Origin of the sequence: Streptomyces xanthochromogenes (genome assembly GCF_014650455.1) — a bacterium.
Classification (GTDB): Bacteria; Actinomycetota; Actinomycetes; order Streptomycetales; family Streptomycetaceae; genus Streptomyces; species Streptomyces xanthochromogenes.
In genome coordinates this window covers 36,456-60,933 of record NZ_BMUZ01000016.1, presented here as the reverse complement: position 1 = coordinate 60,933, position 24,478 = coordinate 36,456, and the positions used below count along the sequence as shown (strand labels likewise).

Genomic DNA, 24,478 nt, shown 5'->3' with positions numbered 1-24,478 from the left:
TGCGGTTCCAGCTTCGTGTAGGTGCATGGCGATGGAGCGCTGCCCCCATGGGCGCTTGATGGGGCAGACGCCCGTTGAGCGCTTCCTCCTGGAGCTGATGGAACTCGGTGTGTGTCCAGGGCGCACGTTGTCACTGCCATCCATTGACCCCGGCAATTGGGGTCGTTGCCGATGGGATCCTCGGCCGCCAGCGCGACAGCGGTGAGCGCCCAGGCCAGCAGCATCGCAATAGGTGTCGCTCTGAGGAGCCTTCTCAGCACCTTCGGCTCCCGGTGGGAATGAACTTGGTGATCATCCAGCCTGACGGCCATTTCTCAGCTGTGGCTGTGGCGATGTATCGCATGGGTTGTGCGGTCGGGTACGGGATCACCTTGTTGCCAGCCCGGGTGTCAATGGTCTGCGACTCGGAGAGATCCATGCAGTCGCTGAGCTCCGCCGTCGGAGTCTGCGTCGTGAGATTGAGAGAGGTCACTACAGGCGTGTGGCCGAGCTCTCCCATCACCGCAGTGCCGGCCTTCTTCATCTGTGCCAGGTCGATGCGGAACTTGCCCAGTGCATCCAGCGAGGCGTACTTCTCGAGTTCGGTACCCGCCGCATCCGCTTTGCGGTATGCCTTCATCTGTTCCACCCACATCGCGTTGTACGACGCGAGGACGGCCGCTTTCTCGGCGGCATCCGCGGACGGGGTCTGCGGTGTCTTGCGGGGCGCGGTCGACGGTGTGACGGCAGTGGTGGGGTTCTTGTCCCCGCTCTGGTCGGTCTTGTTGTCGCTGCAGGCGCTCAGCAGGACCAAGGCTGCGGCTGAGGCGGCGGCGGCCCGCCGGCGCAGGGCCGTGTGACGGTGACGTCGTGGTGCGAGGGTCAACTGGTCCTCCCCGTAAGGTTCTTTGGGATCCACTGGGGTTCTGGGGCTGGGCTCGGAGCGTGAGTCAAAGCGATTCCGGCTTTGCTGTAGACGGCACCGTAGCGCCACTCTCCGTAGATGAGCCAAGTGCTATGCGTATGGACGTGGGGTGCGTTTGTGCATGTTCGTGCCGATTTCCGCGCAGGTCGTGTGGTCGAAACTGTCGTGATGAGGCCGAAACCCTTCACTGTCCCTGCTGTTGTCGGCGTCACGGTCCGTGATGGTGGATTTGCATGTGGAATCTGATGCATATGCGCCAAGTCCCTGTTCTGTGGCACGAGTGGCGTTGGTTGCGGAGCCGGGCCGGCTTGGTGAGGGTGGCCGGAACGCCCGAACCCTCACCCTCTATGGGGAGAGGTGGAGTGGGCTTGTGTGAGAGATCCGGCCAACCTTGGTCCCGTGGGGCTGCTGGAGCGGCCGCACATTGACGCCGCCGGGGAAGCCGGGTCTCACTGCCGGGGCAGCGTGGAGACGCGAGCGTTGTTCGCCGGGTTTCTCGCGCGGTTGAGGCGGCGGGGCGGGTTCAGTGGCTGGCACTTTCACAGTTCGGTCCAGGAGCGGCGTTCGCCCTGTCCGTTGAGAGGGGTCCAGAGGGGTCCGGTGGGGCCGTGCTGTTCGAGGTCGTGCAGGACGGCGGCGCCGAGTGGCACCGTGCGTGCGAGGTGAGCGACGGCTGGGTGTTCGGCGGTCATGGCTTGGAGGTCTTCGATGCGGTGGGTGAGGGTGACGGGGCTGGCGCCGGTGAGGATGAACAGGACGCGGGGGAAGACGGGGTACCAGCGCTGCCAGGCCGGGCCGGAGTTCGCCTGGGAGGCGCGGCGTCCGGGCGGGGCGGGGGTGTAGGTGTGCAGGCGGGCATAGTCGATGAGCTTGGTGGCCAGGCGCTCGCTGCTGGTGGTGGCGCGGTCGACCTCGACCAGGGACCGGAACTTGGTGCGGCTGCCGTCGTCGTTGTGCCGGACGTAGTACATCAGCGCGTCCGCGATGACGCGCTCACTGTCCCCGAGCGCGTGGGCGACCTCGGGGGTCCAGTCGAGGTAGCCGTGTTCGTCGCCGCGCCGTCGCGCGTCAGCTACGAAGGCCAGGTGGGAGCGGACCACGGTCAGGACGTGTGGCGTCTTCAGGGAGGCGGCTGAGGCCGACGTGAGGGGGTATGGGGGGCGGCCGCGCAGCTGGGGCCAGTCGCGGGTGATGCGGGCCCCGTCCGGGGTGAGGTACCAGGCGCGTTTGCCGTGCGAGTGGGGCAGGGCCGTGTAGCCGATCAGCCCTTGCTTGTGGAGCCGGTTCAGCGGTCGGGAGATGGTCTGGCGGGCCGCCTGCGGGCGCAGCAGGTCCTGGAGTTGCTGCGTGGTGGCCATGCGGTGCTGGGCCACGGCCGCGAGCAGCTGGTGGGGCAGGGGCTCGTGGGGGCTGGGCGTGAAGGGACGCGCGGTCGTCTGGTCGGAGGTAGGCGGCAGGTGGGTCACTGGAACTCCTTGGTGGACTTGGTGAGGGGGGAGGCACTGGGCGTGTGCTTGAGGAGGAAGGCCTGGATGCGCTGCTGCTGGGCGGCGGCGCGCGCGGTCAGTTCGGACAGTGGCCGTGCCCCTGCCGTCTTGTCGGCGGCCGCCTCCAGGGCCCGACGGTTGCCGGGCTCGTAGAGGTCGGCGAAGACGTCCTCCAGCACCGGGCCGTGGACCAGGACGGGGCCGACGCGCCGGCCGCCGACGGTGAACTGGGCGTAGTGGTCGTAGCGGTCCAGGTGGGCGACGTGCGTGGCGCTGGGCTGGTCGCCCCATTCCTCGGTGATGGCCGAGACGGCCCCTCTGGAGCCGGTGGTCGTCGACAGTGTCGATGCGTTCTGGAGCAGCGACTGGCGTACGGAGACCGGGAGCCGGGCCAGGAGCTGGGTCATGCCATGGATCTGTACCTTGAACTTCCGCAGGTCTTCGAACATCGAGGCGATCGAGTCGGCGGCGGTGCCGGTCAGGGTGATCAGCTCGTCGAGGTAGACCCGGAAGAGAACACGCTGGTCCTCGGGGACATCGGTGCGGGAGCGGCCGGCCCGCAACAGGTCGCGGGCGAGGAGGGCCACCAGCAGTTTGTCGCTCGGGCCGTTGCCCGCCGTGCACACCCACACGATCATGCGGCGGTCCATGGCGGCGCGGATGTTGTAGATGCCCTGGCCCTGGCCGAGGAAAGCACGGGTGACCGGGTTCGCGGCAAGCCGGGCGAGCGGGTTGATCAGGATGTTGAACGAGTCGGCCGGGAAGGTGGGGAACACGCTCTGCCACCAGGCCGCCGACTCCTCGCCCAGGCGCTCGCGTACGGCAGCCAGCGCGCAGGTGCGGAATCCGGCATCGGTGAGCAGGCTGCGGACCTGAAAGACCGTCGCTTGGTCGTCGGGGCGTCCTGCCTGACAGGCCAGTTCATTGGCCGCCGTCAGAGCGGTGAGTGCCTCGGTGAAGATGGCAATGGCGCGCGGGGCGTTGGCGTCCTCCCAGCCGAAGGCGCTTGCGAAGGCATCGACGGTGTCCTCGACCACTTCGTGTCGGGGCCGTCCGTGGTCCATGCCGATCAGGTTCCAGGAACTGATCAGCGACTGGGGGCCGGTGGCTTTCAGGTCGATGCGGGCGATGCGGCCCATGAGGTGGTCGTGCGCGAGGTAAGGGGCTGCGCGCTGCCAGGAGTCACGGTGCGGGTCGACGAACAGGAAACCGCCGCCCGCATGGGCGTATCCGACCGATTGGACCAGGGCGCGTTCGGTCTTGCCGCCGCCCGCCTTGCCGACACCGACCTCGAAGAGGGTCTCTGCCGTAGGGGTGGCCACCAGGCGGCGCCGGCCGTCCGCGCCTTGATACCAGCCCTGCAACAACAGAGAGGGATCCTCCGGAACGAACGACGGCAGATCAACGGCGAGCAGCGGCAGCCGGCAGTGCACGGTGGGCGGTTTGAGCAGCCCCAGCAGCTCGGTCAGCTGGACCCAGTTGGCGGCTGGCGGCTGGCACTGCCCGGCGGCCCAGCGCCGGTCGAACTGACGCCGGTGCGGCCAGCGGTCGGCTCCCAGCCGCCACGGCCCGATGCGCCATCCCCTCATGGCGAACCTGGCCGACCCGCCGAACACGGCCAACCCGGCCTGGATCCGGGCGAGATGGGCTTCGGCACGGCCCGCGATGTCGGAAGCGCAGCGCACCAGGATCTGCACCCGGACGAGGTGGCTGTCCTCGGCGAGCTTGCCGAAGGCCTTCGCGGGATCCACACGGACCTGCGGCGGCGTCATGACCATCCGGCCGCCCTCCCGGCTGCGACGGCCATCCGAACTGAGCACCTGCGTGAACTGGAAGAGCCAGGAGTCCTGAAGCCTCTGGTGATCGCGGTGCATCCAATGGGTCAGACGTGCGGTCTCAGTGCGCTCGTTGCGCCGGGCGGCATCCAGCAGCTGCCACCGGCGCGCCTTGAGCACCGTCTTCGGGGCGCGCTGCAGGTCGACGCAGACCTCGGCCAGGTCGCCGAGCTGGGCGCGCAGATCGGCTACGGCATCGACGAGTGGCTGCAGGGGATCTGGTTCGAGCGGGACATCACGCAGCAGGGCGACCGGGTTTCCCCGCAGGATGAACTCCGCCCGCACTTCGTGACGCCGCTGCTTGTTCGGCAGCGCTGCGGCCTTGGTGACCTTGACGTGGGGGCCGAAGGGAGTGGTGGTCAGCAGCCGTTCGGCGCCTGCCGGCCCCTCGATCCGGTAAAGGAGGGGGCTTGTACCGTCCGCACGCAGCCGGATCCGCACCGCCTTGGAGCGTCGCGGCGCCCACCATGGCATGGAAGTGGAGGCCCGGGCCAGCTCGATACCCCGGCGCAGAATCTGCTCGGGAGAGGGGTCGAAGTGCCGTGCCGGGGTCAAGTCGAGAGCCATGCGCTGCTGAGAGGCAGCCATGGCCATGCGCCGCAGCACCAGCTCGGTGATCGCGGCGGCGCCCACCAGTACCAGGAGCAGCAGCCAGGCGTGGTCGGTGAGCCACTCGATGACGGCGAGCAGCTGGTGGAAGAGATCGAGCGCGGGGCCGGACGCCGTCGGGGTGGGCTGTGCGGTCAGGACAGAGGCAGCGGCTGCCATGCGGTGGCTCCGTTCTTCGACGGGGTGCGAGTGAAGGAGAAGTCGGTCAGGCGGCCGTCGGTGTAGGTGCCGCCGCGGTCGCCGCCCGCCCACACCAGGTGCACCACCGCCCGGTCCGAGCCGCCGGAGCGGGCGATCGCCGCCTGAATACGGATGCGGGTGAAGGCCGGCACCACCACGTTCCGCACCCCTGGCGGGAACAGGGAGGGGAACGCCTCGCGGCCCACGCCGCCCGCATCGGCGGCCAGGAGCCGGCGGCCCAGCAGGAGGAGCTGCTGTTCATCGGCTGGAGACAGGTCGTGGGGCCAGGACTGCTCCAGGACCTGTTGGATGGCGGCGTCGCCACCGGGGCCGTCGCCGCGTGCTGGGAGAGCCGGCCGTGTGGCGGACCTTGCCGAGGGGGCGACCCCGGGGACCACGGACCTGCGGGGCACAGAGTCCGGGGCACGAGGCGGGGCGGCTGCCGGAGGCCGGGTCGCAGGGGGCGAACGCTGTACCCGTGCGGTGACGGTGGTGTGGGCAGCCCGCTGGGATTCCTCCTGCGGGAGCAGCAGGAACAGACCGCCACCGGCCAGCAGCGCGGTACACAAGGCCAGCGGCCAGACCGGGCGGGGCCGACGAGGGGGAGTGCGTGGAAGGGTCACAGCAGCCGTGCCCCTCCCGCGAAGCCGGACATCGCATCGACGGCGTCCAGACGCACGGCGGCCCCAGGCCGGGGAGCGTTGACCATCTGGCCGTTCCCCGCGTAGATCCCGACGTGGTAGATCGTCGCATCACGGCCCGGGGCGTAGGCGTAGAACACCAAGTCGCCGGGAGCCAGAGCGCTTTGTCCCTGGGCGGCGGGGATGCGCCGGCCGACCCCGGCCTGGTCCGACGCCAACCTCGGAAGGCGGACGCCTACCTTGGCATACGCGTACAGGGTCAGGCCCGAGCAGTCGAACCCGGTGATGGACGCACCGGACTTTCCGCTGGGGGAGCAGCAGCTCCCGGTGGTGGGGCCGGAGACGGCGCCGCCGCCCCAGGAGTAGGGGACGCCGCGTTGGGCCAGGGCGGCATCGAGGACGGTGCGCGCGGTCCCGGTCACGTGGCTCAGGTCGACGCTGGCCTTGGTGGCCGCCCGGTACTGGCGGATCCATCCCAGGACCTCGTCCGCGTAGGCGCCGGACTGGTTGTACTGCAGGATCGCCGAGCGGAGCTGGGGCGGTTCGCTCAGGTCGCGTCCGTTGCCGCACAGGTAGACGGCCGCGCCGAGGGCTGCGTCGTCGGCGTTGTGCGGGTCCTTGACACCATCGCCGTTCGCGTCGCGGCCCGCGCTGTCGTCCCAGGTGGAGGGCAGGAACTGGAAGGGGCCCACGGCCCGTTCACCCTGTGCGGTGCCGTCCCAGCGTCCGTGGTCGCTGTCGGCGACCGCGGTGGTGTTGCCGCCGGCCCCGGACCCGTTGAGCAGCACGCCCAAGATGCGCGGGGTGATGTCGCCGTTGGCGGCGATGCTGTGCCCGGCGGCGTGGTTGGACTCGGTCTTCGCGATGCCGGCGAGGACCGGCCAGTCCAAACCCTTGCAGCCCGGTACGTCGTGCCCGATGAGGGCTGCGGCCTTCTGGTAGGCCTGCAGCATGCGGGGCGGGATGTCGGCGATGGTGCCGCCTCCTGGATCGTTGCCGGTGGTGGAGCGGCTGGCGGCCAGTGCGGCCAGCGCGTTGACGGTCCCGGTGAGCGGGGTGGCGCAGCACACCGCGGTGAACAGCACGAGCGTGATCAGGACGGCCCACTTGGCCCGCCGCCGAGGGCGCCTGAGGGTGTGGAGCCTCATCCGCCGTCACCACCCGCGTCCGGGTCGCCGAAGCGGCGGCGCATCTCGTCCTGGATGCGGCGGCGTGCCTCGGGCGCATCGCCGGCCCCGAGCCGGTCGATGATCCGGCGCCTCAACGCAGCGGGATCCGGCCCGACGGCACGCGGCGGCGCAGACGGGGGAGTTGGCGTTGCTGGCGGAGAGGCGGGGCGTGGCGGGGAGGCGAGCGGACGTGCCGGCGGTGCGGCCGGCGGCGCCGGGGGAGGAGCAGGGGTGACGGATGCGGGCGCGCCAAGGCCGCTGTTCGGTGGCGCGGAGCGCAGGGCCCGGCCGGTGAAGGGAGCCGGAGCGCCCCGGTCGCCGGGCTGCTCACGCAGCCGCTGAGCCACGCCGCTGCCGGCCTGAGCCCAGGCCCGGCCGTCCTCGCGCACCGTGTTGCCCCAGACCCGCACCTGCTGGCGGGCATCGTGGGTGTAGCGCGAGCCGTGCTCCCCGCCGCGCCGCAGGTTCTCCGGCAATCCCCAGCTGGAGCCGTACGCGATCCGTCCCGCGCGGTGCAGGATCCGGTAGCCGCGCAGCCGGACAAGCCGGTTGTGGGCGCGGGTCGACAGCAGCGTCCGGTCCTGGTGCTGATCGTGCAGCAGCGTCCCGGAGTCCCGGTCGGCGACTGTTCCGTCCGGATCCCGGTAGCGGTCCGCGGGCCCGCGACGGCGCTGCGTGCCTCCGGCGCGGCCGCCGTGCTCTGCCTCGGATGCGGCGCTGTCCACGTCAGCGGTGGGCTTGCGCCACCGCTCGAGAGCCTGGTCGTCCGGGCGGCGCCCGACCAGCAGACCCCAGCCGCCGCGCGCACCGAGGCGAAGACCGGTGGCGGCCAGAGCGAGCGGGGCAAGCCCGCGGGAGGCCTCGGCGCCGGCATCGGCCAGCAGCCGGCCGGAATCGACGGGCATGCCCGCCCCGTCAGCCAGCGACGCCAGGGAAGCCATCAGTCGGTGACGAGTGCCCAGCCTGCCCACGGATCCGTGCAGTCCAAGGGAGCGCAGTCCGCCGATCCCAAACCCGCCGCCGGTGGCATGCACGGCGAGTGCGGCGCCGATCTCCGAGGTGTCGCCGGGCAGATGAGTGCCGCCGACCTTCGCGTACCGCATCCGGATGGCCAGCCGCTGCCCGAAACTGCTGATGCCACGCATGAGGATGCGGTGGCAGGCCAGGCCGACGATGCCCAGGACGTCGAGGACCAGCAGGCGTTCGGCCGGCAGGTCGGGTCCGTCGGTGAACACGACGTCCACACCGATGCCGTAGAACGGCAGGAACATGCAGCACACGAACATGACCGCGACCGACATGAAGAACACGGCGATCCATTTCCACACGACCTGCCGGTTCGGGCCGGGCAGCATCCCCCACACGAAGGCGACGCCGCCGACCGCGGCCGCACCGGCGTCGGCTGCCTGGGTGCCGAGCAGAACCACCGAGGCGGACAGCGGGATCGCGCAGATCAGCAGGGACGCGATGAACAGCATCAAGGCGCCCGCGGTGCGCCAGCCGGTGGGCTGGGACGCGTACTGGGCGCAGGCCTTGCCGACCGGGCCGCCCTGCTCCTTGAGGTCCCCCAGGAACGCGGCGAACTGCTGGTCTTCCTCGGTGAGTACGGGCTGGGATGCCTGCAGCAGCGCGTCGCCGGTGGTGAGCGCGGGCAACGTGTCGGCATCGGGGCCCTTGACCTGCCCGGCGGCGCCCTGCTCGCAGTACGTGCGTGCCACTCCGCGGATCAGGCCGCAGGTGTCGCCCTTGCCCTTTTGGGGCTGGTTCTCAGGCTTGTAGCCGCCGGAGACCCACTTGAGGTGGAGGGCGTAGGCCTTCTTGTCGCTGTCCTTGGCGGGGTCCAGGACGCGCCCGTACTCCAGCAGCATGTAGCCCTTGACGATCAGAGCGTTGGTCAGGGAGTCCTGAATCGGGCGGGCCACCTCGGCGGGGGAGAGCGGCTTGGCTCCCTCGAGCTGAAGGCACTTGAGCTCGCCGCGGCCTGCCATGCCGGCGCACGGCCCCTGGTCGCTGGCGATCTTCCCGCCCCAGTAGTGGGAGTTGACGGTGTCGCGGGCGACTTCGGCGGCGGCCTGCTGGGTCTGGGCGAGCGGGCCGCCCTGCGCGAGCAGGTAGTCGGGGCGCACGAACGCGGATGCGGCGAACCCGGCGATCACCAGGGTCAGCGCGATCTCACCGAGGCCCTTGCCGGTCTTGCCGCGGACGAACAGGATCAGCCCGAACACGAACGCCCAGGCCAGCATCAGCCCCTTGAGGCCGAGACTGTCGACGACCGCGTGGTTGTAGGCATCGGCAGCCTGCTGCGCCGGACTGGTGAGCATCTTCAGCAGCGGGAACTTGAAGGCATAGCCGATCGCCCAGCACGCCAGGCCGACCACCAGGCGCAACAGGGTGAACAAGCCGTTCATGACGAAGGCGTAGGCGTTCGACTTGAACGAAAAGACGGATCCGCCTTCGGCCGACAGCTCGTAGCCGTTGATGGGGACAACCTCGGAACTGGTGATGTTGAGGGGGGAGAGCATGTCGCCGCCGCTGTTCTGCGCGGCATGCGCTACCTGAGCGTTGACGAGCAGGAACACCACGGTGACGAGCACCGTGAAGCCACCCGAACGCAGGCGTGCGCGATCTGGGCGCCACATCAGCGCCTCCGCCGGCCGCTGCGCCGCACCGCGTACACGAGGAGCAGCCCGGCTGCGGGCACGGCGAGCCGGAAGGCGTCCGCCGTTCCGGCGCCGCTCGGCCGTGCACTGGAGCCAGAGGCGAAGGGGGCGGGGGTGGGGGCGCACGAGTCGTGGGCCAGCCCGGTGATCAGGACGCACGGGTCGTTGGAGGAGGTGGGCTGAGGGCTGGCGGCGGACACCGAGCAGATCTGGGGCCACCAGGCGTCGGGGACGCCCGCGATCGCGAACACGGTGATGACGGCGGCCAGGACAGCCACGACGGCGAGCGTGCCGACGATATGGGCACGACTGCGGGAACGGTCCCATTCATTGCCGGTCATCCCACGTGCTCCTTCGGCGCGTTGGCCGTCGTTGCCTCGGTGGGAGCTGGTGTGGGTTGGTCTCCGGGGGTGGTGGTGATGCCGGAGCGGATGCGGTGCAGGCGGGGGATGGCGACCTTGACGCGGCAGGTGTTCATGCGCGGCGCGGTCAGCAGCATCTCCCCTTTTCTGCGCTTGTCACGGAGGGGGGACAGGTCGGTGGTGACGATCTGCAGGAGTTCGGGGTCGGTGCTGTCGAGGCCGATGAACTCCAGGCCGCGGCGGGCCGTCTTGTCGTCCTGGGTGCGGGACAGAGCACGGTAGGCGAACAGGCCCCGGTCCGGGCCGAGTTCCTTCTCGTCCTGGGCGCCGGCGAACAGGCCGCCGTTGTGTTTGCGGCCGTCGTGGAGGATCTCGCTGATCAGAGCGGTGCCTTCGGCGGAGCCGGTCAGCCACCACAACTCGTCCGCGACAATGGCGCAGAACCTGGCCGGGTCGGCGAACGCGGTCTGCCGGGCGAGCGCCGCGATCAGATACAGCACCGCCCGGCCGATCAGGGCTTCCAGGGGCTGCTGGCGCAGGACCTCGGGGTGGGCGAAGGCCTCCTGGGGCGGCAGGGTGAGCCCGGCGGTGGTGATCACGATGAGGTCCGAGTCCAGGTCCTGCTCCAGGCGGACCGGCGGCAGTGTCGGGTCGAACACCATCTGCGCGAGCGGGTTGGAGGACACGATCCGCGTCAGGTCCACCAACGTGGCGGCCGCTTCCCGCCGGGACCCGCCCACCTCGTCCGCCATCGTTTGTAGGTGTTCGAGCACCTGGTGCATGGAGGGGGCGGCGCTGTGGGCGGTCTGCTCGACGGCCCGGTGCAGGACGCCGCCGGCCGCGGTCATCGGACCGATGCCCAGCTGCAGCGCGAGGTAGCTCAGCGCGTAGTGCGCGCCTTGTGCGGTGCCGGGGAACATGCGCAGCGGGTCGATGGATACTCCGGCCGCTGCGGCGTCGATGATCTGGCAGCGGCCCGGGGCGGCCGCACGGGCGAAGGTGGCCCACTCGCGCAGCGGGGTGCGGTCGATACAGATCGCCCGCCCGCCACGGTCCACGGTCGACTGGGTGAGCAGCTTCAGCAGCACACTCTTGCCGCCACCGGGATCCCCGCTCACGGCGAAGGACGCCGAGGCGTCGGCCTTGGGGGCATCCGCGATGTTCAGCAGCACCGGCCGGGTGGTGCCGGTGTCCTGGTCGAAGCCGAGCAGCATCCCGTTGGGGTCACCGGCCTCGGTGAGGGTGAGCGCGCCGCTCATCGCCCAGTCCTCGGACACCTGGTGCTGGGTGAACTCCCGCAGTGCGTGCGGGCGCACGGTGCCCGGCAGGCCGAGGGTGAAGAGAGCTTCCTGGAGCCCGGCCGGGCGCACCGCCCGGTAGTCCGCTCCCGCCAGCAGCGCCGCAAGAGCCCGGGCGCGGGCGTCGCAGTCCGCGGCGCGCGCGGCCCACACGCTCAGGACGGTCACCGACTGGACCTCGACCTCGATGGAGGTACGCGACAGCCGGCCGTCCTCTTCACTCAGATCACGCACGGCTTCGGGCACCGTGTGGGGCATACCGGTGGGCCGGACGTCGTACTGCTCGGCCTGGTCGACGAGTTCGTTCTTCTTCCGCTGCACCTGGGCTTTGGCCTTGTCGGCGGGAACCAGCGTGAGGTCGACGCAGTAGTCGACGGGAAAGGCCAGGCCCTCGAGCTGCGCGAGCAGGTCGGCGGCCTCGACCCGGACCGCTTTGGGGCACTCGGCCAGCGCCAGGTGCGCCTGGTAGCCGCAGCCGTCCTCGGTCTCGACCTGGAGCCACCGCCGCAGCAGCGGGGAGTCGCCTCCCCGGCGCCACCACGGCCCGCGCCCGGCCCGGCTGCTCCCTTCGCCTGTCTCATCGTTGTCGTGCCGGGTGCCGGGGGTGTGATCCAACGGATCGGGTCCGCCTTCGTGGAGGCGAACTTGACCGAGGTCGGCGTAGCTGGGGGAGCGGAGCTCGCCGGCCCGGAGGCGGCCGCCGTACAGGGTGCTGGACTCCGCCTCGCTCAACAAAGGCTCCGGCAGGCCGCGGCGTAGCGCGTGCTGCAGCATCCACACGACCTCCGCCGGGCGCGCCGGACGGAAAGCGAGCGCACCCGACAGCTGGGCCTCGATGTGTTCGGCCTGGCGGCGGTAGGCGTTGACTTCGCGGGCGCTGACCGCAGCGGGGGTGAGCCCGAGCTGGCTGGAGAGGTCGGCCCATACCGCCCCCAGGCCGCCGGCCCAGGCGAGTGGACCTGTCTCGGCTGTGAGCGGCACCGCCAGCCACAGGGTGCGGCGGTGCATCTCCTGTCCTTCCAGCAGACTGAGCGCGGACTCGGTGGTCTCGGCCCAGGGGTGCTGGCCGCTGTGCCGGGCGGCGCTGCCCGCGCCGGGGTCGACGCCGTCCAGCATGCGCAGGGCGATCTCGCCTGGATCAACCTGGGCACACAGCCCGTACAGCCGTGGTGCCCCGGACAGCGAGCGCACCAAGCTGGTTGCCTTGGACAGCAGTTCGTCGCGGACCTGGGTGGTCATGTAGGTGCCCTGCACCGTTTCGCTGTGCAGGCCCTGCTCGTCGGGGCCCGGATGCAGGCGGTAGAGCGCCCACACCCCGCCCTGGGCGGACCACAGCAGGTGACCGGCGAGATGACGGATCGGCACCCTCACGGCCGGCTCCCTTCGATGGGGCGTGCGGCCGCCTGAGCGAGAAGCCGCTGCGCGGGTGAGGCAGAGCGCACTGATGTCTGTGGGAGGCGGCGCGCTGCCGGCCGCGGCCGGCGAGCCTGCGAAGAGGTCGGGGTCACCGGGCGGGGGGTGGGCAGGTGGGACGGCAGGTTCTCGATGACGAAGCCACCGAAGACCCGGTGCGGCATACGGTCGCGGGCCACGCGGCCGCCGATGCGCCCGGGGGCGGGCTGCGCCAGCAGGGTCAGCCATCCGGCCAGGGCCGGCAGCGGAGCACGTCCGGCGAATTTGGGGCGGCGCACCATCCAGATCGCCACCACCCACGCGGCCAGCGGGAGTGGACCCAGCCAGGACCACCACGTGACCGTCTCGACCAGGAGCAGCCCGCCGACGCCGGCGACCGCGATCTGCGCGGGGGTGTACGGGCCGAGCGGAATCTTGAAGTCGGCGACCTTCCCCAGCACCCACGGGTGACGTCGGGCCGAGGTGTAGAAACGCGCCACGCGGGGCGCGGCACCGCTCGCGCTCACAGCTCACCCCCACTCTGCGGGGACGCGCCGGTGAGGGGCCGCACGGGCACGGTGATGGCGGGGGCCGACTTCTTGGTGGGGTTCTTGATCTGGTCGGTGAAGGTCGCGGCGAGGTCGTCGCGGGAGGAGTAGATGCCCAGCGCGATCGCCATCAGCAGCAGGGCCCCGATGCCCGCTTTGATCGAGAACCTTTGCACCATGTAGACGACGACGATCACGATCAGTGCGGCCTTGAGCCCGCGGCTGCCCCACGTGGTGAACATGTCGATCCACGAGTTCCCGAGATCGTCGAGCTTCCCGGCCAGGACCAGGGAGTGTGCCGTGTTCACGCGTGGCCGCCTCCGCCCGTACCCGTAGCGGTGGCGAATGCGGAGACTTCCCAGCGGCCGGCCCGCGCGGTCAGCGTCAGCTCATACGCCAGCGGCCATGCACCAGTCTTGTCCTGGGCCTTGATCTGGACCTGCACCCGGGCCTTCGTGCCGTCCGCCGGAACGCTCTCCGCGGCCGCCGACTCCTCGATGGCGCTGGCCTGCTCGACCTGAAGGTCGGTGTACGACGTCCCGGACAACGCCGCGAGCTGCACCCCCGGAGCCAGGTAGCGGTCCACCTGGCCGAGCCCGGTGAGATAGGCACGCAGGAACTCGGCGACGGTGGCGGTGAGTACCCCCTTCGCCGGCAGGCTCACCCCGTATGCCGGCTCCGGGGCCTTCGCCGTCGTGGGGCCGGCCACCTGACCGGGTGCCCCGGTGACCGCGAACGAGCCCCCGTCCGCGCCGGCCACGACGGGCACCGCGAAGTAGCGCACCGAGAAGTCGGCGTACTGCGCAGCCACCGTCACCGACCACTGCCCGCCCTCACGCTGCGCACTGCGCACCGCCACCGCGCGCTCGAGCACCGGCTGCGTACCCTCCGGCCGCGGCAGCGCAACCGATGGCGCCAGTGCCTGGGCGAGGCGTGCCTGCGCACTGTTCTCGTCGCCGGCGGTGCTGCGCAGCCAGGCCGCCAGGTACAGCTCGGCATACCCGGACGGATCGGCGGCCGGCGGTGTGCGCATCGTGCTGCTCGACGGCGCCGGTGCGGCCTCAGCGGGTGCGGCGGGCGACCGTAGGGCCGCCGCTGCGAGGGCGAGAGGGCCGCACGCGAGTGCGACCCACACCCCCCAGCGTCCGATCCGGACCTGACGGCGCATCCGGGCCAGGGCGACCCCCGCAGCCATCGGCGGCTCCTGGCCGCCCGAGGACTGTGTCGCAGGAGACATGTGAAACTCCCAGGTAGAGACGGTGTGTTGCTACCTGGACCAAACCCGCCAGCCCCGACCGATCCGCCGACCGATCAGCCCCCTCCACGGTCACGAAGCGGCCACAAAACCGTGGAGGGGGCTATGGAGGGACCCCTCCATAGCCCCCTCCACCCCTCTGCGGTTCTCTCCACAGCGAATCTGACCGTTCAGCCACCGGCGCGCGCCGCGGGCCCCGTGCCGGACGCCGTGTGGCCGCCGGTCGAGTCCGTCGGCGGTTCGCGCTTTCCTCCGTGGGCCACCGCGCACCCCCGCGACATGGCGGGGTGTTGAGCTGAGGAGACGGCTGCGCACGGTGAGCAGAGCCGGTGACCGAGTGTGAACTGCCGCCAGGATGCCGCGCCGGTCCACTGCCAGTGCGCATCCGGCGGTGCGCAGCGCGGTTAGCGGACCGCGTGCGACTGGGGCCGCCCACACTGCGGCTGCGCACCGCCCGGGTGGCCGGTCCATGGGGGCGAGCCGGATGCGCTGCTCGGCGCCGTCAGTGGGTTGCGTCATTCTGGGGTCGGGGAGCCGGGCCCAGCCGTAGGCGGAATCCGGCGGGTTCGCGTTGTCCGCTCAGCCGCATCAACGCCACCACGCCGACGAACGGCCTGTGGCGCTGCCCTTCTCGCCGGCTCCCAAGGGCTTCGGTGCCGGACTGCCGGTCGTGATGATCCCGCCACACGGTGCGCCCGCCGTATGTCCCACTTCGCCGTCTCCGGTGATGGCTCGGTCTCCCAGCCGCCGCCGGCCAGGTCCGCCATGCCCGTGTGGCTATCGAGGGGCGATGTCCATCGTGGTGAAGCGGACGACCTCGACCAGGACCGCCGCCGGGCCGCTGCCCTGGTGCGCCCCTGGTGGAGGGTCCCTCCACCGGTCCCTCCATGGTGCGCGGTGTGGAACGTCATCGGATCGTGACGCTTGGTGGGGGCATCCGGTCGGCGTTCTGGTCGGAGGTCGTGGGTGGACTCACGGCATGGAACATGCGCACGACGCCTCGCCGCTGATCGCGGAGATCACCGCCTCACCGACTACGGGCTCCGGTATTCGCCGGCCTGACGTCCCGTTGGCGGGAGGCTCACGATGAGCGGCTACGGGGCGGGGATCCGGCGTGGTGTGATGGCGGGGGACCGCTTCACGCAGATCTCCAACGCCCTCTTCCGTGACCCGCGGGTCAGCTTCAAGGCCAAGGGTCTGTTCGGGCTGCTGACTACTCACCGGGACGGCTGGCGGGTCACCGTGGCTGAGCTCGCCAGGTGTGCCACCGACGGACGGGACGCGGTCAACAGCGGCCTCAAGGAGCTGGAGCGGTACGGCTACTTGACCCGCGGCCGTGAGCGGAACGGGGACGGGACGCTCGGCGAAACCGTCTATGCCATCACCGACATGCCCGCGCACTTGTATGACCTGCTGGGGGATGCGGCCTCCACCGTCCTGGTGCCGCAAACGCGCAGGTCGCAGCCCATGACGGGAAATCCAGCGTGGGATAACCCTGTTCTGGCTGATCCGGCACCAAAGAACACCAAGAGAAAGAAGACCAACAAGGAGAACACCAACCCCGTCCATCCGTCCGTCCGTTCCGCGCCCACGCGCGAAAACGACGACACCCCGGCCCTCACGGGGGCGCCCGAGGCGCCGGAGCGGATCGAGGCCACCGCGGGCGTCCGGCTGCTGCTCGCCATCGGTATGCGATCCCCGAACCTGCTGCTGACCGGATCGGTGCTCCGCGACCAGGGGCAGATCGCCACCGCTCTTCTGGAGAACGGCTGGAGCGCCGAGCAGCTCGAGCATCTCATCGCCGGCCGCCCGCTGCCCCACCCGGTCCGTACGTCGGTTGCCGCGATCATCGCCGCCCGGCTCCGCGCCGCCCAGAGCGCCCCGACGCCCCACTCCGCCGGGCTCACCGTCTGCGAGCGGACAGGGGCGCAGGCCGCCGGCCGATCCCCGGCTGAGGCCGTCGCCCGCCGGGTGCTCGTCGAATGCGCCGCCTGCGGCAACCCCGGCCCGGCACCGGGAGAAGATCTCTGCCCGGCCTGCCTCGACTGGCCGCCGTGCACCACCTGCACCGGGCCCACCCCGCGCCGCGCCCACCCCGACAGTGACGGCCGCTGCACCCCCTGCACCCTCGCCGCCGCACCCCTGGGGGATCCGGCGTTGCCGAGCGTCACCTGAACCTCCATCACACGCACGCCCCTTTCGAGCGGACCGAGGAGATCATGACCATCGAACCCCGCCACCCCCTGCCGGAGCCGGGGCTGCGCCCCTTCATCACTGACCCGGGGTGCTGGCACCGTGCACTCCAGCGGACCTGGGCCCGGCTTGCGGCCGCGGCCCTCGACGGAGGCCCTGGCTACCGCCGGGAAGCCCACCGCGGGCAGGAGCTCACCCGAATCGACGAGCGCACCGAGTGGGGATGGCTGCGCTGGCCGACCCCGCTGTCCGAGGACGTCCCCGTGGCACCGCTGCGGATCGCCGTGCTGCCACCGAGGCCGTCCCATACCGCTCGGCTGGCCGGCCGTTGGCTCACTCGGCGTCCGCCTCTGCGGATCTACTTCGACGCGCGCTACCGGTTCTGGGTCACCAGCACCACCGCGCTCGCCGCCTTTCTCTCTTTGGTCTGGGTGGGCGCCGCGATGGCCAAGGGACTGCCGGCCGATGTCGGGGTGCCCCTGATGCTGCTCATCCCGGCGCTCGCCGAGCATGTGCCCGGGTGCCTGGACGCGCGGGCACAGGCGCACGTGCGGATCGTCCGGGACGAGGCCGGTCTGCGGGAGATGCTGCGCTTCATCGGCTGCCACCAGATCATCCAGGCCGCCGACGACCACGAGACTCCCGAACTGGCCCGGGCCGTTGAGGTCGGCCATCGCCTGCTGTGGGACATCGCCGGGGTGCTCACCCAGCCGGCCGCAGCCCCCGTCCACGCGTGGCTCCGTGCCCGCGAGGACCAGTTCGCCCAACTCGCCTGCCAGGCGGTGGAGACCCGAGCGGCGAAGCAGGAGGGGGACCGCCACACCACCCGCACCGGATGGGAGATGGAGCGGCCGGTAGAGAGCGCACAGGAACGGGTGTCCGGGACCGGCAGTGTCGGTGACGAAGGCCGCGTGTACGGCCCCCCGGAGACGACAGGATCAACGTGACCGGAGGCGAGCCCGGCTTCATCACATACGGCGGCATCCTCGGGGAGACCCGCGCCAGCAACACCGCAAAAGGAAAGGTCGACGGCGGCGCCGGCACCAACACCCCGGCAAACCAGGGCGCAGTAACCAACTGCCCGTTGTAACGGGCAGACGGATCTGGTGCCAGACCCACGCCTCGCACCAGAACCGATCGACCGAGGTCCAGAGGCGGGGGCTCAGTGCTTGGGCCAGCCGTGGTAGGAGAGGCCTCCGGGCTGTGTGAGGCTGCCGTTCAGGCCGACGGCGGGGTAGGGGATCAGGTTGTCGGGCAGGTCGTGTTCGGCGAACCAGCGCAGCGCTAGGCACTTGTCGGGTTCCCGGTTAACCACGTCGCCGGCGTATTTGGTGGTCTCGAAGAAGAACCCCAGACGGTCCGGTGTGCCGTCGCCCTGGTGGTGGATGACGGTGTGCCGGAGAGTCATGGTCTCGGGGTCGGCATCGAGGCCGGTCTCTTCGCGGAGCTCGCGCGAGGCCGCCTCAGCGGGAGTCTCGTTCTGTTGATGTTCGAGCTTGCCGGAGGGCAGGTGCCACTGGCCGTATCCGTAGGGGCCGCCGCGCTGCGAGAGGAGAAGTTCCTGTCCGTTGCGGACGATGACGTGGACGTCCGTGATCGGCGCGGTGGCGGTGGAAGTGCTGTCGCTCATGGTCTCGGATTCTCTAACTCGACGAAGGAGCGGTCGTGTTGACGGTATCGCCCGGGGCGGGTGTGACGCGGGTGATTGCCTGGGCGACGCCCGCAGGGGTGAGGTGCGTGGTGTCGATAGTCACGGTGGGGTAGCCGAGATGGGCCAGGAGTGGGATGGCTTCCTGGTAGAGCTCCAGCTCGCGAAGGGTGCTCTTGGGGTCGAGCTCGAAGCGGTGCTTGGTTCCGCGTTTCTCCAGCCGGGCCAGGATCGTGTTGGGGTCGGCGAGGAGGATGACCGCAAGGTCGGGGACGGCCAGGTGCTGGTTGATGGTCAGCAGGTAGTCGACGCTCAGCCCGTCGAGGCGTTGCAGGACCAGAGTGGAGGGCAGGTAGCGGTCCAGAAGGACGGTGTGGCCGACGTGGAGGTGCGGCTGTATTTCGGTGTCGAGCTGGTGGAAGCGGTCGGCGGCGACGGCCAGCGCGAGGGAGCGGCCCTGCATCTCGTTGGCCATCGCACGCACGGTGGTTCCAAGCTGGTTGGGGGAGGGCTGCGTGGTGGTGTGCACGATGTGGCCGGCGGCGGTGAGCAGCGGTGCTGTCTGCTGGATGGTGGTGGATTTGCCGGTGCCGCCGGGGCCGTCCACGGTGATGAACAGGCCCGCGGTCATGCTGCGGCCTCCGGGGTGTGGCTGCGCTGGTACTGCTCGCGCATCAGGTCGACCAGGTGCTGGTCGAGTTCGGGCAGCGGAACCTCGCCGAACTGGAGGCCGGTGGTGAACTGGTACTCGTCGCGGCCGCGCATCGCCTCGTCGGCGCCCTGGGAGGTGAGGTCGACGTCGCTGTAGGACTGCATCTGCTGCGGGTCGTAGCCCTGGCTGACGAGGTTGTCCCAGATGGGCGAGCCCGGGTACGGGCGGAAGGTGAAGACGCTGGCGCGGAAGGTCCCCGGCATCTGGTCGGAGAGGTTCCACAGGTCGTGGATGTGGCGGATCGTCGCGGCGATGTCGCTGCGGCTCTCTCCGGGATATCCGAGGATGAAATAGCCCTTCACGTTGATCCCGTGGGCCAGCAGGCGGTTGGTGACCGTGAGGGTCATGTCGGCGGTGATCCGTTTGTCCATCGCCTTGAGGATCCGGTCCGAGCCGGATTCGATGCCGAGGGCGACTTCGCGCAGCCCGTTGCGGGCGAGGGTTGCGAGCATGGTGTCGTCCTCGCGGGCCAGGACGTTGATGCGGCCGGTGGCGTCCCACACGTACCGCTCGCCGACCCGGGCCTGGGTAAAGACGTCCATGGCGGGGTGGATGACGCGCCGCAGGCCGAGGAACAGGTCGTCGACGGCACGGAACGCGGTGACGCCGTACGCGTCGTGCAGGGCGTCCATCTCGGCCAGGATGTTCAGCGGGTGGCGGGTGCGGATGGTGACGTCGGTGTTCATGCTCGCCGCGGCGCCGCAGAACCCGCACTCGTACGGGCAGCCGCGCGAGCAGACGAGGTTGGCCTCCAGGCGGCCGTCGTCGGCCCGGTAGGGGTCCTGGGGCAGGAATGACCGGTCGACGAAGGGGAGTTCGTTGATGTCGGGGGCCAGCCAGCGGGCGGTTTTTTTCGGGTCGGGGATGCCGCAGGCGGTGGTGTTGAGCAGCCGGTCGCACCACATAACCTTGGGCATCTCGGCGCGGCGGCCGACGTCGTCCAGGAGGGCGGCGACCCGGGTCTCGCCCTCACCGAGGATGAGGGCGGCCAGGCTGCGGAACCGGTCGTCACGCAGCACCATCTTCGGGGCGGCCTTGGCGTGGTGTCCGCCTGCCATGACCAGGACGGTGGGGTCCAGGAGCGAGGCGATGCGCGCCGATATGGCGTAGGTGGGGGCCAGCAGGTTGAAGCCCGCCCACCGTGGCCGCGCCGCGTTGATGAGGGCCGCGGTCTGTTCGAGGCCGAGCCCGTGGGCTTCGGCATCGAGGACGCCGGTGTTGAATCCTTTTGATTTGGCGAAGGTGGCGATGTAGCCCAGGCCCAGGACAGGCAGCGTGTAGTCGTTGACCCTGGGCCGCAGACGGTAGTCGCGCAGGGGCGCGTTCACGAAGACGGCGTCCAGCGGCCGGTTCGGGTCAGCGCCGGCGATGAGGTCAGTTCGCGGCAACTCCATGCTCTGTGTGCTCTGTGACGCGGGCATGAGCCCCCCAGGTGAGTGTGGTCAGGGTCAGCGTGTGCAGGTGGTGCGGCGTGGGTCCGGCAAGCTCCAGCCAGTGCCGGCCGAACTCCTCGTCGCCGCCCGGCCAGGGGTGGTCGGGGGCGATCCGGGCCGCCCAGGTGCGGACGGCGAGGTCGTTGTGCGGGTAGACGCTGAAGTCGCCGGTGAAATCCGCGGCCGCGGCCGCGGCCGTCCACGGGCCGATCCCCGGGACAGCGATGAGTGCCGCTACGAGATCGGCGGGCGACATCGACGTCCAGGACTGGTAGTGCTCCAGGTAGGCGGCGGCGGCCGCGCGGAGCTTGGGGCGGTGGAATTTCGCGCCGACCATCTCGAACGCGGTGTCGCTCAGATCCAGGACCTGGCCGGGGGCGGGGGCCACCGACAGGAGGGAGCCCTGCGGTGCGGCGACGGGAGTTCCGTGCGTGCTGCACCAACGCCGGTACACCTTGCGGGCCTGGTCGGCGCGGACGACCTGGCGCAGGATCGCGGTGGTCACCGCGTCCCACAGGCACGGGTTGGCCAGCCGGTATGTCTGCCCGAGCCGCCGCAGCTCGCCAGCGACGGCGTCCGGCACCCGGTCCGGCAGGTCGTGCGCATCGGTGGCCAGCACGCGGGGCTTGGCGTCCTCACCGCCTTCGACGCAACGAGCGTCCAGCCCGTCAGCCGTCCACGCAAGGGCCCACAGGCCGCTGCCGCTGCGCACGGCCCGGACCGGGACATTGGTGTCGGAATACTGCCAGGCCGGGTGATCGAGCGTCAGAATGGTGCTCACGGTGTGCTCCTCGCCGGTGGTGCGGATGGTGCGCCCATGGTGCCGTGTGAGCAGGCGGGCGGTGACCGTGTCGCGCACACCGGCCGGCCAGCCGGGCATCACCCGGATCACTCCTCGGGCCCTGAGCTCCCGGCGCATGGCGCGGTACTCGTGCCAGGAGGAGGCGGCGGGCATCAGGTCGGCGGCCGCATGCGAGGCGGGCTTCCAGCGGGGGCTGCGCACGAACAGCGCGATCGTCCCGGGCAGCATGACCGCCTGGTGCACCATGGCGTGGCCCAGGGCATAGGTGGAGCCGGGTGATTCGATCGATACGACGGCAGGAAGCAGATCGGCGCTGATGAAGTCGCCCTCCCAGCCGTCGGTTCGCCGCCGTACGGCGTGCAGGTATCCGCCGCGCAGGACCCGGCTGGCGAGGTAGTAGGAGTGGTCGTGGGGGACGACTTGATTGGCGCGTCGCGGGTTCATGTTCACCCGGATCTCGAAGCCGCACTCCGGGGCCCGGTAGAGGCAGAGCCGGTTGAGCAGGAGGGTGATGCGGCAACCCGCCTGGCGGTCCGGGTCATGCTCGATCTCGTCGACGAGCCGGGCCAACAGCGTCCGATCGGCGGCGAGTTGTTCCAGCAGCGCGCTGCTGGTCTGATGGAAGGCCGTCAGGTCGGCGGTGTTCATGAACGAGGGCCAGTCGTCGAGCCAGTTCCCCGTGTTCATGCGCCACCGACCGGAGCCTGGGTGAGCGAGTGCAGCACCTTGACGATTTCGGTGTGCGCACGCCGGGCCGTCTCCTGCACTTCACAGAGTGGCAGCGGTGCCCGCCGACCGGCGAGTGGCGGCCGGCCGCGCGTGACGACCACCTGAATCCCATTCGGCGCGCTCTGCAGGAGGCACAGTGTTCCTTGATGGCAGGCGAAGACGCTGCAAGGGCCGTACGTACGCACGTAGTGCGGGGTCCCGTCGTCGATGTCCTGCTGACGCCGGTACACCGCCAGGTCGAGGCCCCCGCTCAGGACAAGGACGGCCATCGTGGTCGCGAGGGCATGAGGCGTGGCCCGGCCGGTGCCAGGCAGCCGGACGTACGCCGCGATGCCGTCGTTGACGGTCTCGGGCTCGCCGGCCAGCAGATAAGTGTGGCCGTCTCCGATGAAGGCGACGGAGCCAGTGGTGTTCGAGACAAGGGTGTACAGCTGCTCGGCCAGGGGCCGTATCCAGTCGCTTTGGGACGACGCGGCGGGGTGGGGGAGGTCCAGCGGGTCACTCCCCTGATCCAGGAGTGCCACGGCGACCGCGGGGAGCATTAAACCGTTCAACGCGCATCGTCTCCGTCCGGATCGGGGTGAGCGTGCTCGCCGGGTCGCGTGGCGGACATCACGACGCAGCCCGGCGCTCGGCGAGCAGAGCAGCCAGGAACCGGCTGACTGGCTGGCCAGTGTCCAGCTCCAGCTTCCAGAAATCGCCTGCCGCGTCAGCCTCTTGGAACCACCACAGTCCGTCCGCGGTGACCCCCAGGTCGAGCACCACGTAGGGCAGGCCGAACTGCGCCGCGAAGAGATGGGCCGCGGTCTGAACCTCCTCAGGGATCACGGCGATGGCCTCCATGGGCGCCAGCTTCTCCTCGTCCGTCATCGAGAAGATGGAGAAAGGCGTCGCGACCTTCGCGGCGAAGAGATGGCCGTCGACGTCTACCAGGCGCACCCGGTAGTCGAAAGGCCTGTGCTCCACGCACACGAGCGCATGCTCCAGGGCGAGCGTCTCGTCCAGGCTGCCACCCGGCACAGGCCGCAGCGGCTCGCCCCATTTCACGAAGCGCACGCCGCTCCTGAAGCTGGGCTCGAACCGTGCGAGGACATGCGGGTGGATCCCGAGGGCCACATGCGGTGTCACCAGACCCGCTCTCGCGGCGGCGACAAGCTGCACTGCTGGGGATGCCGTCCGGAACTGGCCCTCGGGGCCACCGATCCACAGAAGGCCCTCGCACGTACGCAGGAGCGCTTCGAGCTGGACCTGGCCCTCTGGCGCCGGCATTTGCGGCCGCCACAGCACCGAGTGGATCCGGTCCGAGTCGGCCCTCTGGCCCTGGACGGCCAGCTCGAAGCCGACCTCGCCGTCCTGGATGTGCGCGGTGAGCGACGTGAGGTCGCCGATGTCTTTCGGGTCGACGCGCAGCACCTGGTAGCCCCCGTCGGGGGCTTGGAGCCGCAGGAGGCGCTCGACACGGTCCACGCCGAGATCGTCATTGGCCGCGACGACCAGGACGACACGATCCTCAGCCACTCGTGGTGCTCCTTGGGTGCGAAGGGTGGATGCCCGGCCCTGCTGGCCCGCGGTACCGGTAGAGCCGGGCGCCGCGCCCGCTGCTTCACTCGGGGGTCGCGGCGACCGCACTACAGGGGCCCGGAGCCGAAGGAGGTCTCTGGCGTGCCTGTCGTGTGGCCAAGGGACCGGCTTCACGGGTGCCGGCCCCGCTCTGGGGTGCCGCGCCCGGTCCCGGCTGGAGCGCCAGGCGCGGCCGCCACCGCACGCCGGCTGGCCGAAGGACCGTCCCCGCCGACAGGGAGCTTCGGGCAGGCGTGCCTGCGGTGACGGGCCCGGGGCAAGCCGGGCCGTTTGGAGCGGTGTTCAGGAAGGGCGCCAGCCGCGCACGATCACCGTGCCGGCGAGATCTTCCTTGGTGGGTGGCGGCCGCACGGTCCACGCCTCGACCTCGGTGAAGCCGGTCGCGTCGAGCCAGTTCTGCCACTCGGCGGCCGAGTACGACAGCGGTACACCGGCAGGACGTCGCTGTGCGGGGTCGGGCCATGCTCGCCGGCCTCGGGCGGCCGGTGCGAGAAGACCAGCATCCCGCCGGGCCTGAGCGCGGACCAGATCACCGGGCGGAGCAGCGCAGGTTCGGTGAACCAGACCGCGTCGAACACGGACACGATGGCGTCGTACTGCTCGCGGCGCCCGGAGAGGAACCGGTCGGCGGTGCCGTGATGAAGCTCCAGGCGGTCGCCGTGCGCGGCGCGCGCCACCGTCACCTGATGCTCGGACACGTCCAGACCGACCGCGCGGCCGCCCCTGTCGGCGATCGCGGCGAGGTTCGCGCAGGACCCGAACCCCAGGTCCAGGAAGGCCGTTCCCGGCCCGCACGAAATGAGCACCCAGATCTGGTTGCGTTCACCGGCCGCATAGCCGTCCCATGCGGCTGCCTCGGACTCGGACGTCGCGTCCACGGTTCCTCCATGTCTGAACAGCCCGGCCCCGAGAGGCTCCACGGGGCGCTGCTTTGCTCCTCGGAGCCGGGCGGTGAAGCCCTCTGGTGAGAGTCAGAGAGTCAGAGAGTCGATTGGAAGGCGGAAATATCCGGTTGGGTAGATGGTTCCCGCTCGATGACG

Annotated in this window: 20 protein-coding genes; 2 read left to right on the top strand and 18 right to left on the bottom strand. The window is 70.5% G+C overall.

Translation table 11 applies throughout. From position 1 onward, the window contains the following. Nucleotides 1-253 precede the first annotated feature (253 nt). The 11 genes from IE267_RS33940 to IE267_RS33890 all read right to left on the bottom strand — a co-directional run bounded on the left by IE267_RS33940 (nucleotide 254) and on the right by IE267_RS33890 (nucleotide 14,322). Nucleotides 254-865, bottom strand: coding sequence for a hypothetical protein (locus IE267_RS33940; protein ID WP_189765793.1), 612 nt, complete (start codon nucleotides 863-865; stop codon nucleotides 254-256). A 578-nt stretch (nucleotides 866-1,443) separates the two neighbouring features. Beyond that, nucleotides 1,444-2,361 carry a replication-relaxation family protein gene (locus IE267_RS33935; protein ID WP_229861594.1) on the bottom strand — a complete coding sequence of 306 codons (918 nt, stop codon included), beginning with the start codon at nucleotides 2,359-2,361 and terminating at the stop codon, nucleotides 1,444-1,446. Nucleotides 2,362-2,366: 5 nt separating this feature from the next. After that, the gene (locus IE267_RS33930) at nucleotides 2,367-4,994 is read right to left on the bottom strand and encodes a type IV secretory system conjugative DNA transfer family protein (RefSeq protein WP_189765792.1); all 2,628 of its coding nucleotides are present in this window, start codon (nucleotides 4,992-4,994) and stop codon (nucleotides 2,367-2,369) included. Then, entirely contained in the window at nucleotides 4,970-5,428 is a 459-nt protein-coding gene (locus IE267_RS33925; protein WP_229861564.1) for a hypothetical protein, read from the bottom strand. Before IE267_RS33925 ends, IE267_RS33930 begins: the two co-directional genes overlap by 25 nt. A gap of 206 nt (nucleotides 5,429-5,634) precedes the next feature. Further along, nucleotides 5,635-6,804 carry a C40 family peptidase gene (locus tag IE267_RS33920; protein ID WP_189765791.1) on the bottom strand — a complete coding sequence of 390 codons (1,170 nt, stop codon included), beginning with the start codon at nucleotides 6,802-6,804 and terminating at the stop codon, nucleotides 5,635-5,637. Continuing rightward, nucleotides 6,801-9,464 (bottom strand): hypothetical protein, encoded by a 2,664-nt coding sequence (locus IE267_RS33915; protein ID WP_189765790.1) that lies wholly within the window; start codon nucleotides 9,462-9,464, stop codon nucleotides 6,801-6,803. The genes IE267_RS33920 and IE267_RS33915 overlap by 4 nt, the downstream gene beginning before the upstream one ends. After that, nucleotides 9,464-9,826 (bottom strand): hypothetical protein, encoded by a 363-nt coding sequence (locus IE267_RS33910; protein ID WP_189765789.1) that lies wholly within the window; start codon nucleotides 9,824-9,826, stop codon nucleotides 9,464-9,466. The genes IE267_RS33915 and IE267_RS33910 overlap by 1 nt, the downstream gene beginning before the upstream one ends. Continuing rightward, nucleotides 9,823-12,516, bottom strand: coding sequence for an ATP-binding protein (locus IE267_RS33905; RefSeq protein ID WP_189765788.1), 2,694 nt, complete (start codon nucleotides 12,514-12,516; stop codon nucleotides 9,823-9,825). Before IE267_RS33905 ends, IE267_RS33910 begins: the two co-directional genes overlap by 4 nt. After that, nucleotides 12,513-13,064 (bottom strand): hypothetical protein, encoded by a 552-nt coding sequence (locus IE267_RS33900; protein WP_189765787.1) that lies wholly within the window; start codon nucleotides 13,062-13,064, stop codon nucleotides 12,513-12,515. Before IE267_RS33900 ends, IE267_RS33905 begins: the two co-directional genes overlap by 4 nt. After that, a complete protein-coding gene (locus tag IE267_RS33895; RefSeq protein ID WP_189765786.1) occupies nucleotides 13,061-13,393 on the bottom strand; it encodes a hypothetical protein in 333 nt (110 codons plus the stop codon). Before IE267_RS33895 ends, IE267_RS33900 begins: the two co-directional genes overlap by 4 nt. Continuing rightward, a complete protein-coding gene (locus IE267_RS33890; protein ID WP_189765785.1) occupies nucleotides 13,390-14,322 on the bottom strand; it encodes a conjugal transfer protein in 933 nt (310 codons plus the stop codon). The genes IE267_RS33895 and IE267_RS33890 overlap by 4 nt, the downstream gene beginning before the upstream one ends. 1,104 nt (nucleotides 14,323-15,426) lie before the next feature. On the opposite strand from IE267_RS33890, the gene IE267_RS33885 reads away from it, so the two are divergent. Further along, on the top strand, nucleotides 15,427-16,515 hold the full coding sequence (locus IE267_RS33885; protein ID WP_189765784.1) for a helix-turn-helix domain-containing protein: 1,089 nt from the start codon (nucleotides 15,427-15,429) through the stop codon (nucleotides 16,513-16,515). 44 nt (nucleotides 16,516-16,559) lie between these two features. Then, entirely contained in the window at nucleotides 16,560-17,480 is a 921-nt protein-coding gene (locus IE267_RS33880; protein WP_189765783.1) for a hypothetical protein, read from the top strand. A gap of 215 nt (nucleotides 17,481-17,695) precedes the next feature. Here the strand turns inward: IE267_RS33880 and IE267_RS33875 are convergent, their stop codons facing one another. The 7 genes from IE267_RS33875 to IE267_RS33845 all read right to left on the bottom strand — a co-directional run bounded on the left by IE267_RS33875 (nucleotide 17,696) and on the right by IE267_RS33845 (nucleotide 24,316). Further along, complete coding sequence (locus IE267_RS33875) at nucleotides 17,696-18,163, bottom strand: NUDIX domain-containing protein (RefSeq protein WP_189765782.1); 468 nt, start codon at nucleotides 18,161-18,163, stop codon at nucleotides 17,696-17,698. 13 nt (nucleotides 18,164-18,176) lie between these two features. Continuing rightward, nucleotides 18,177-18,812, bottom strand: coding sequence for a dTMP kinase (tmk, locus tag IE267_RS33870; protein WP_189765781.1), 636 nt, complete (start codon nucleotides 18,810-18,812; stop codon nucleotides 18,177-18,179). Next, nucleotides 18,809-20,287: a B12-binding domain-containing radical SAM protein gene (locus IE267_RS33865; RefSeq protein WP_189765780.1), complete on the bottom strand. Its 1,479-nt coding sequence runs from the start codon at nucleotides 20,285-20,287 to the stop codon at nucleotides 18,809-18,811. The genes tmk and IE267_RS33865 overlap by 4 nt, the downstream gene beginning before the upstream one ends. Continuing rightward, nucleotides 20,268-21,815: a DNA glycosylase family protein gene (locus IE267_RS39870; protein WP_229861563.1), complete on the bottom strand. Its 1,548-nt coding sequence runs from the start codon at nucleotides 21,813-21,815 to the stop codon at nucleotides 20,268-20,270. The genes IE267_RS33865 and IE267_RS39870 overlap by 20 nt, the downstream gene beginning before the upstream one ends. Next, a complete protein-coding gene (locus IE267_RS33855) occupies nucleotides 21,812-22,381 on the bottom strand; it encodes a hypothetical protein (RefSeq protein WP_189765779.1) in 570 nt (189 codons plus the stop codon). Before IE267_RS33855 ends, IE267_RS39870 begins: the two co-directional genes overlap by 4 nt. Nucleotides 22,382-22,469: 88 nt before the next feature. Then, entirely contained in the window at nucleotides 22,470-23,375 is a 906-nt protein-coding gene (locus IE267_RS33850; RefSeq protein ID WP_189765778.1) for a hypothetical protein, read from the bottom strand. Between the two features lie 371 nt (nucleotides 23,376-23,746). After that, nucleotides 23,747-24,316, bottom strand: a complete 570-nt coding sequence (locus tag IE267_RS33845) for a class I SAM-dependent methyltransferase (protein ID WP_189765777.1) — start codon at nucleotides 24,314-24,316, stop codon at nucleotides 23,747-23,749. Between the last annotated feature and the right edge of the window lie 162 nt (nucleotides 24,317-24,478).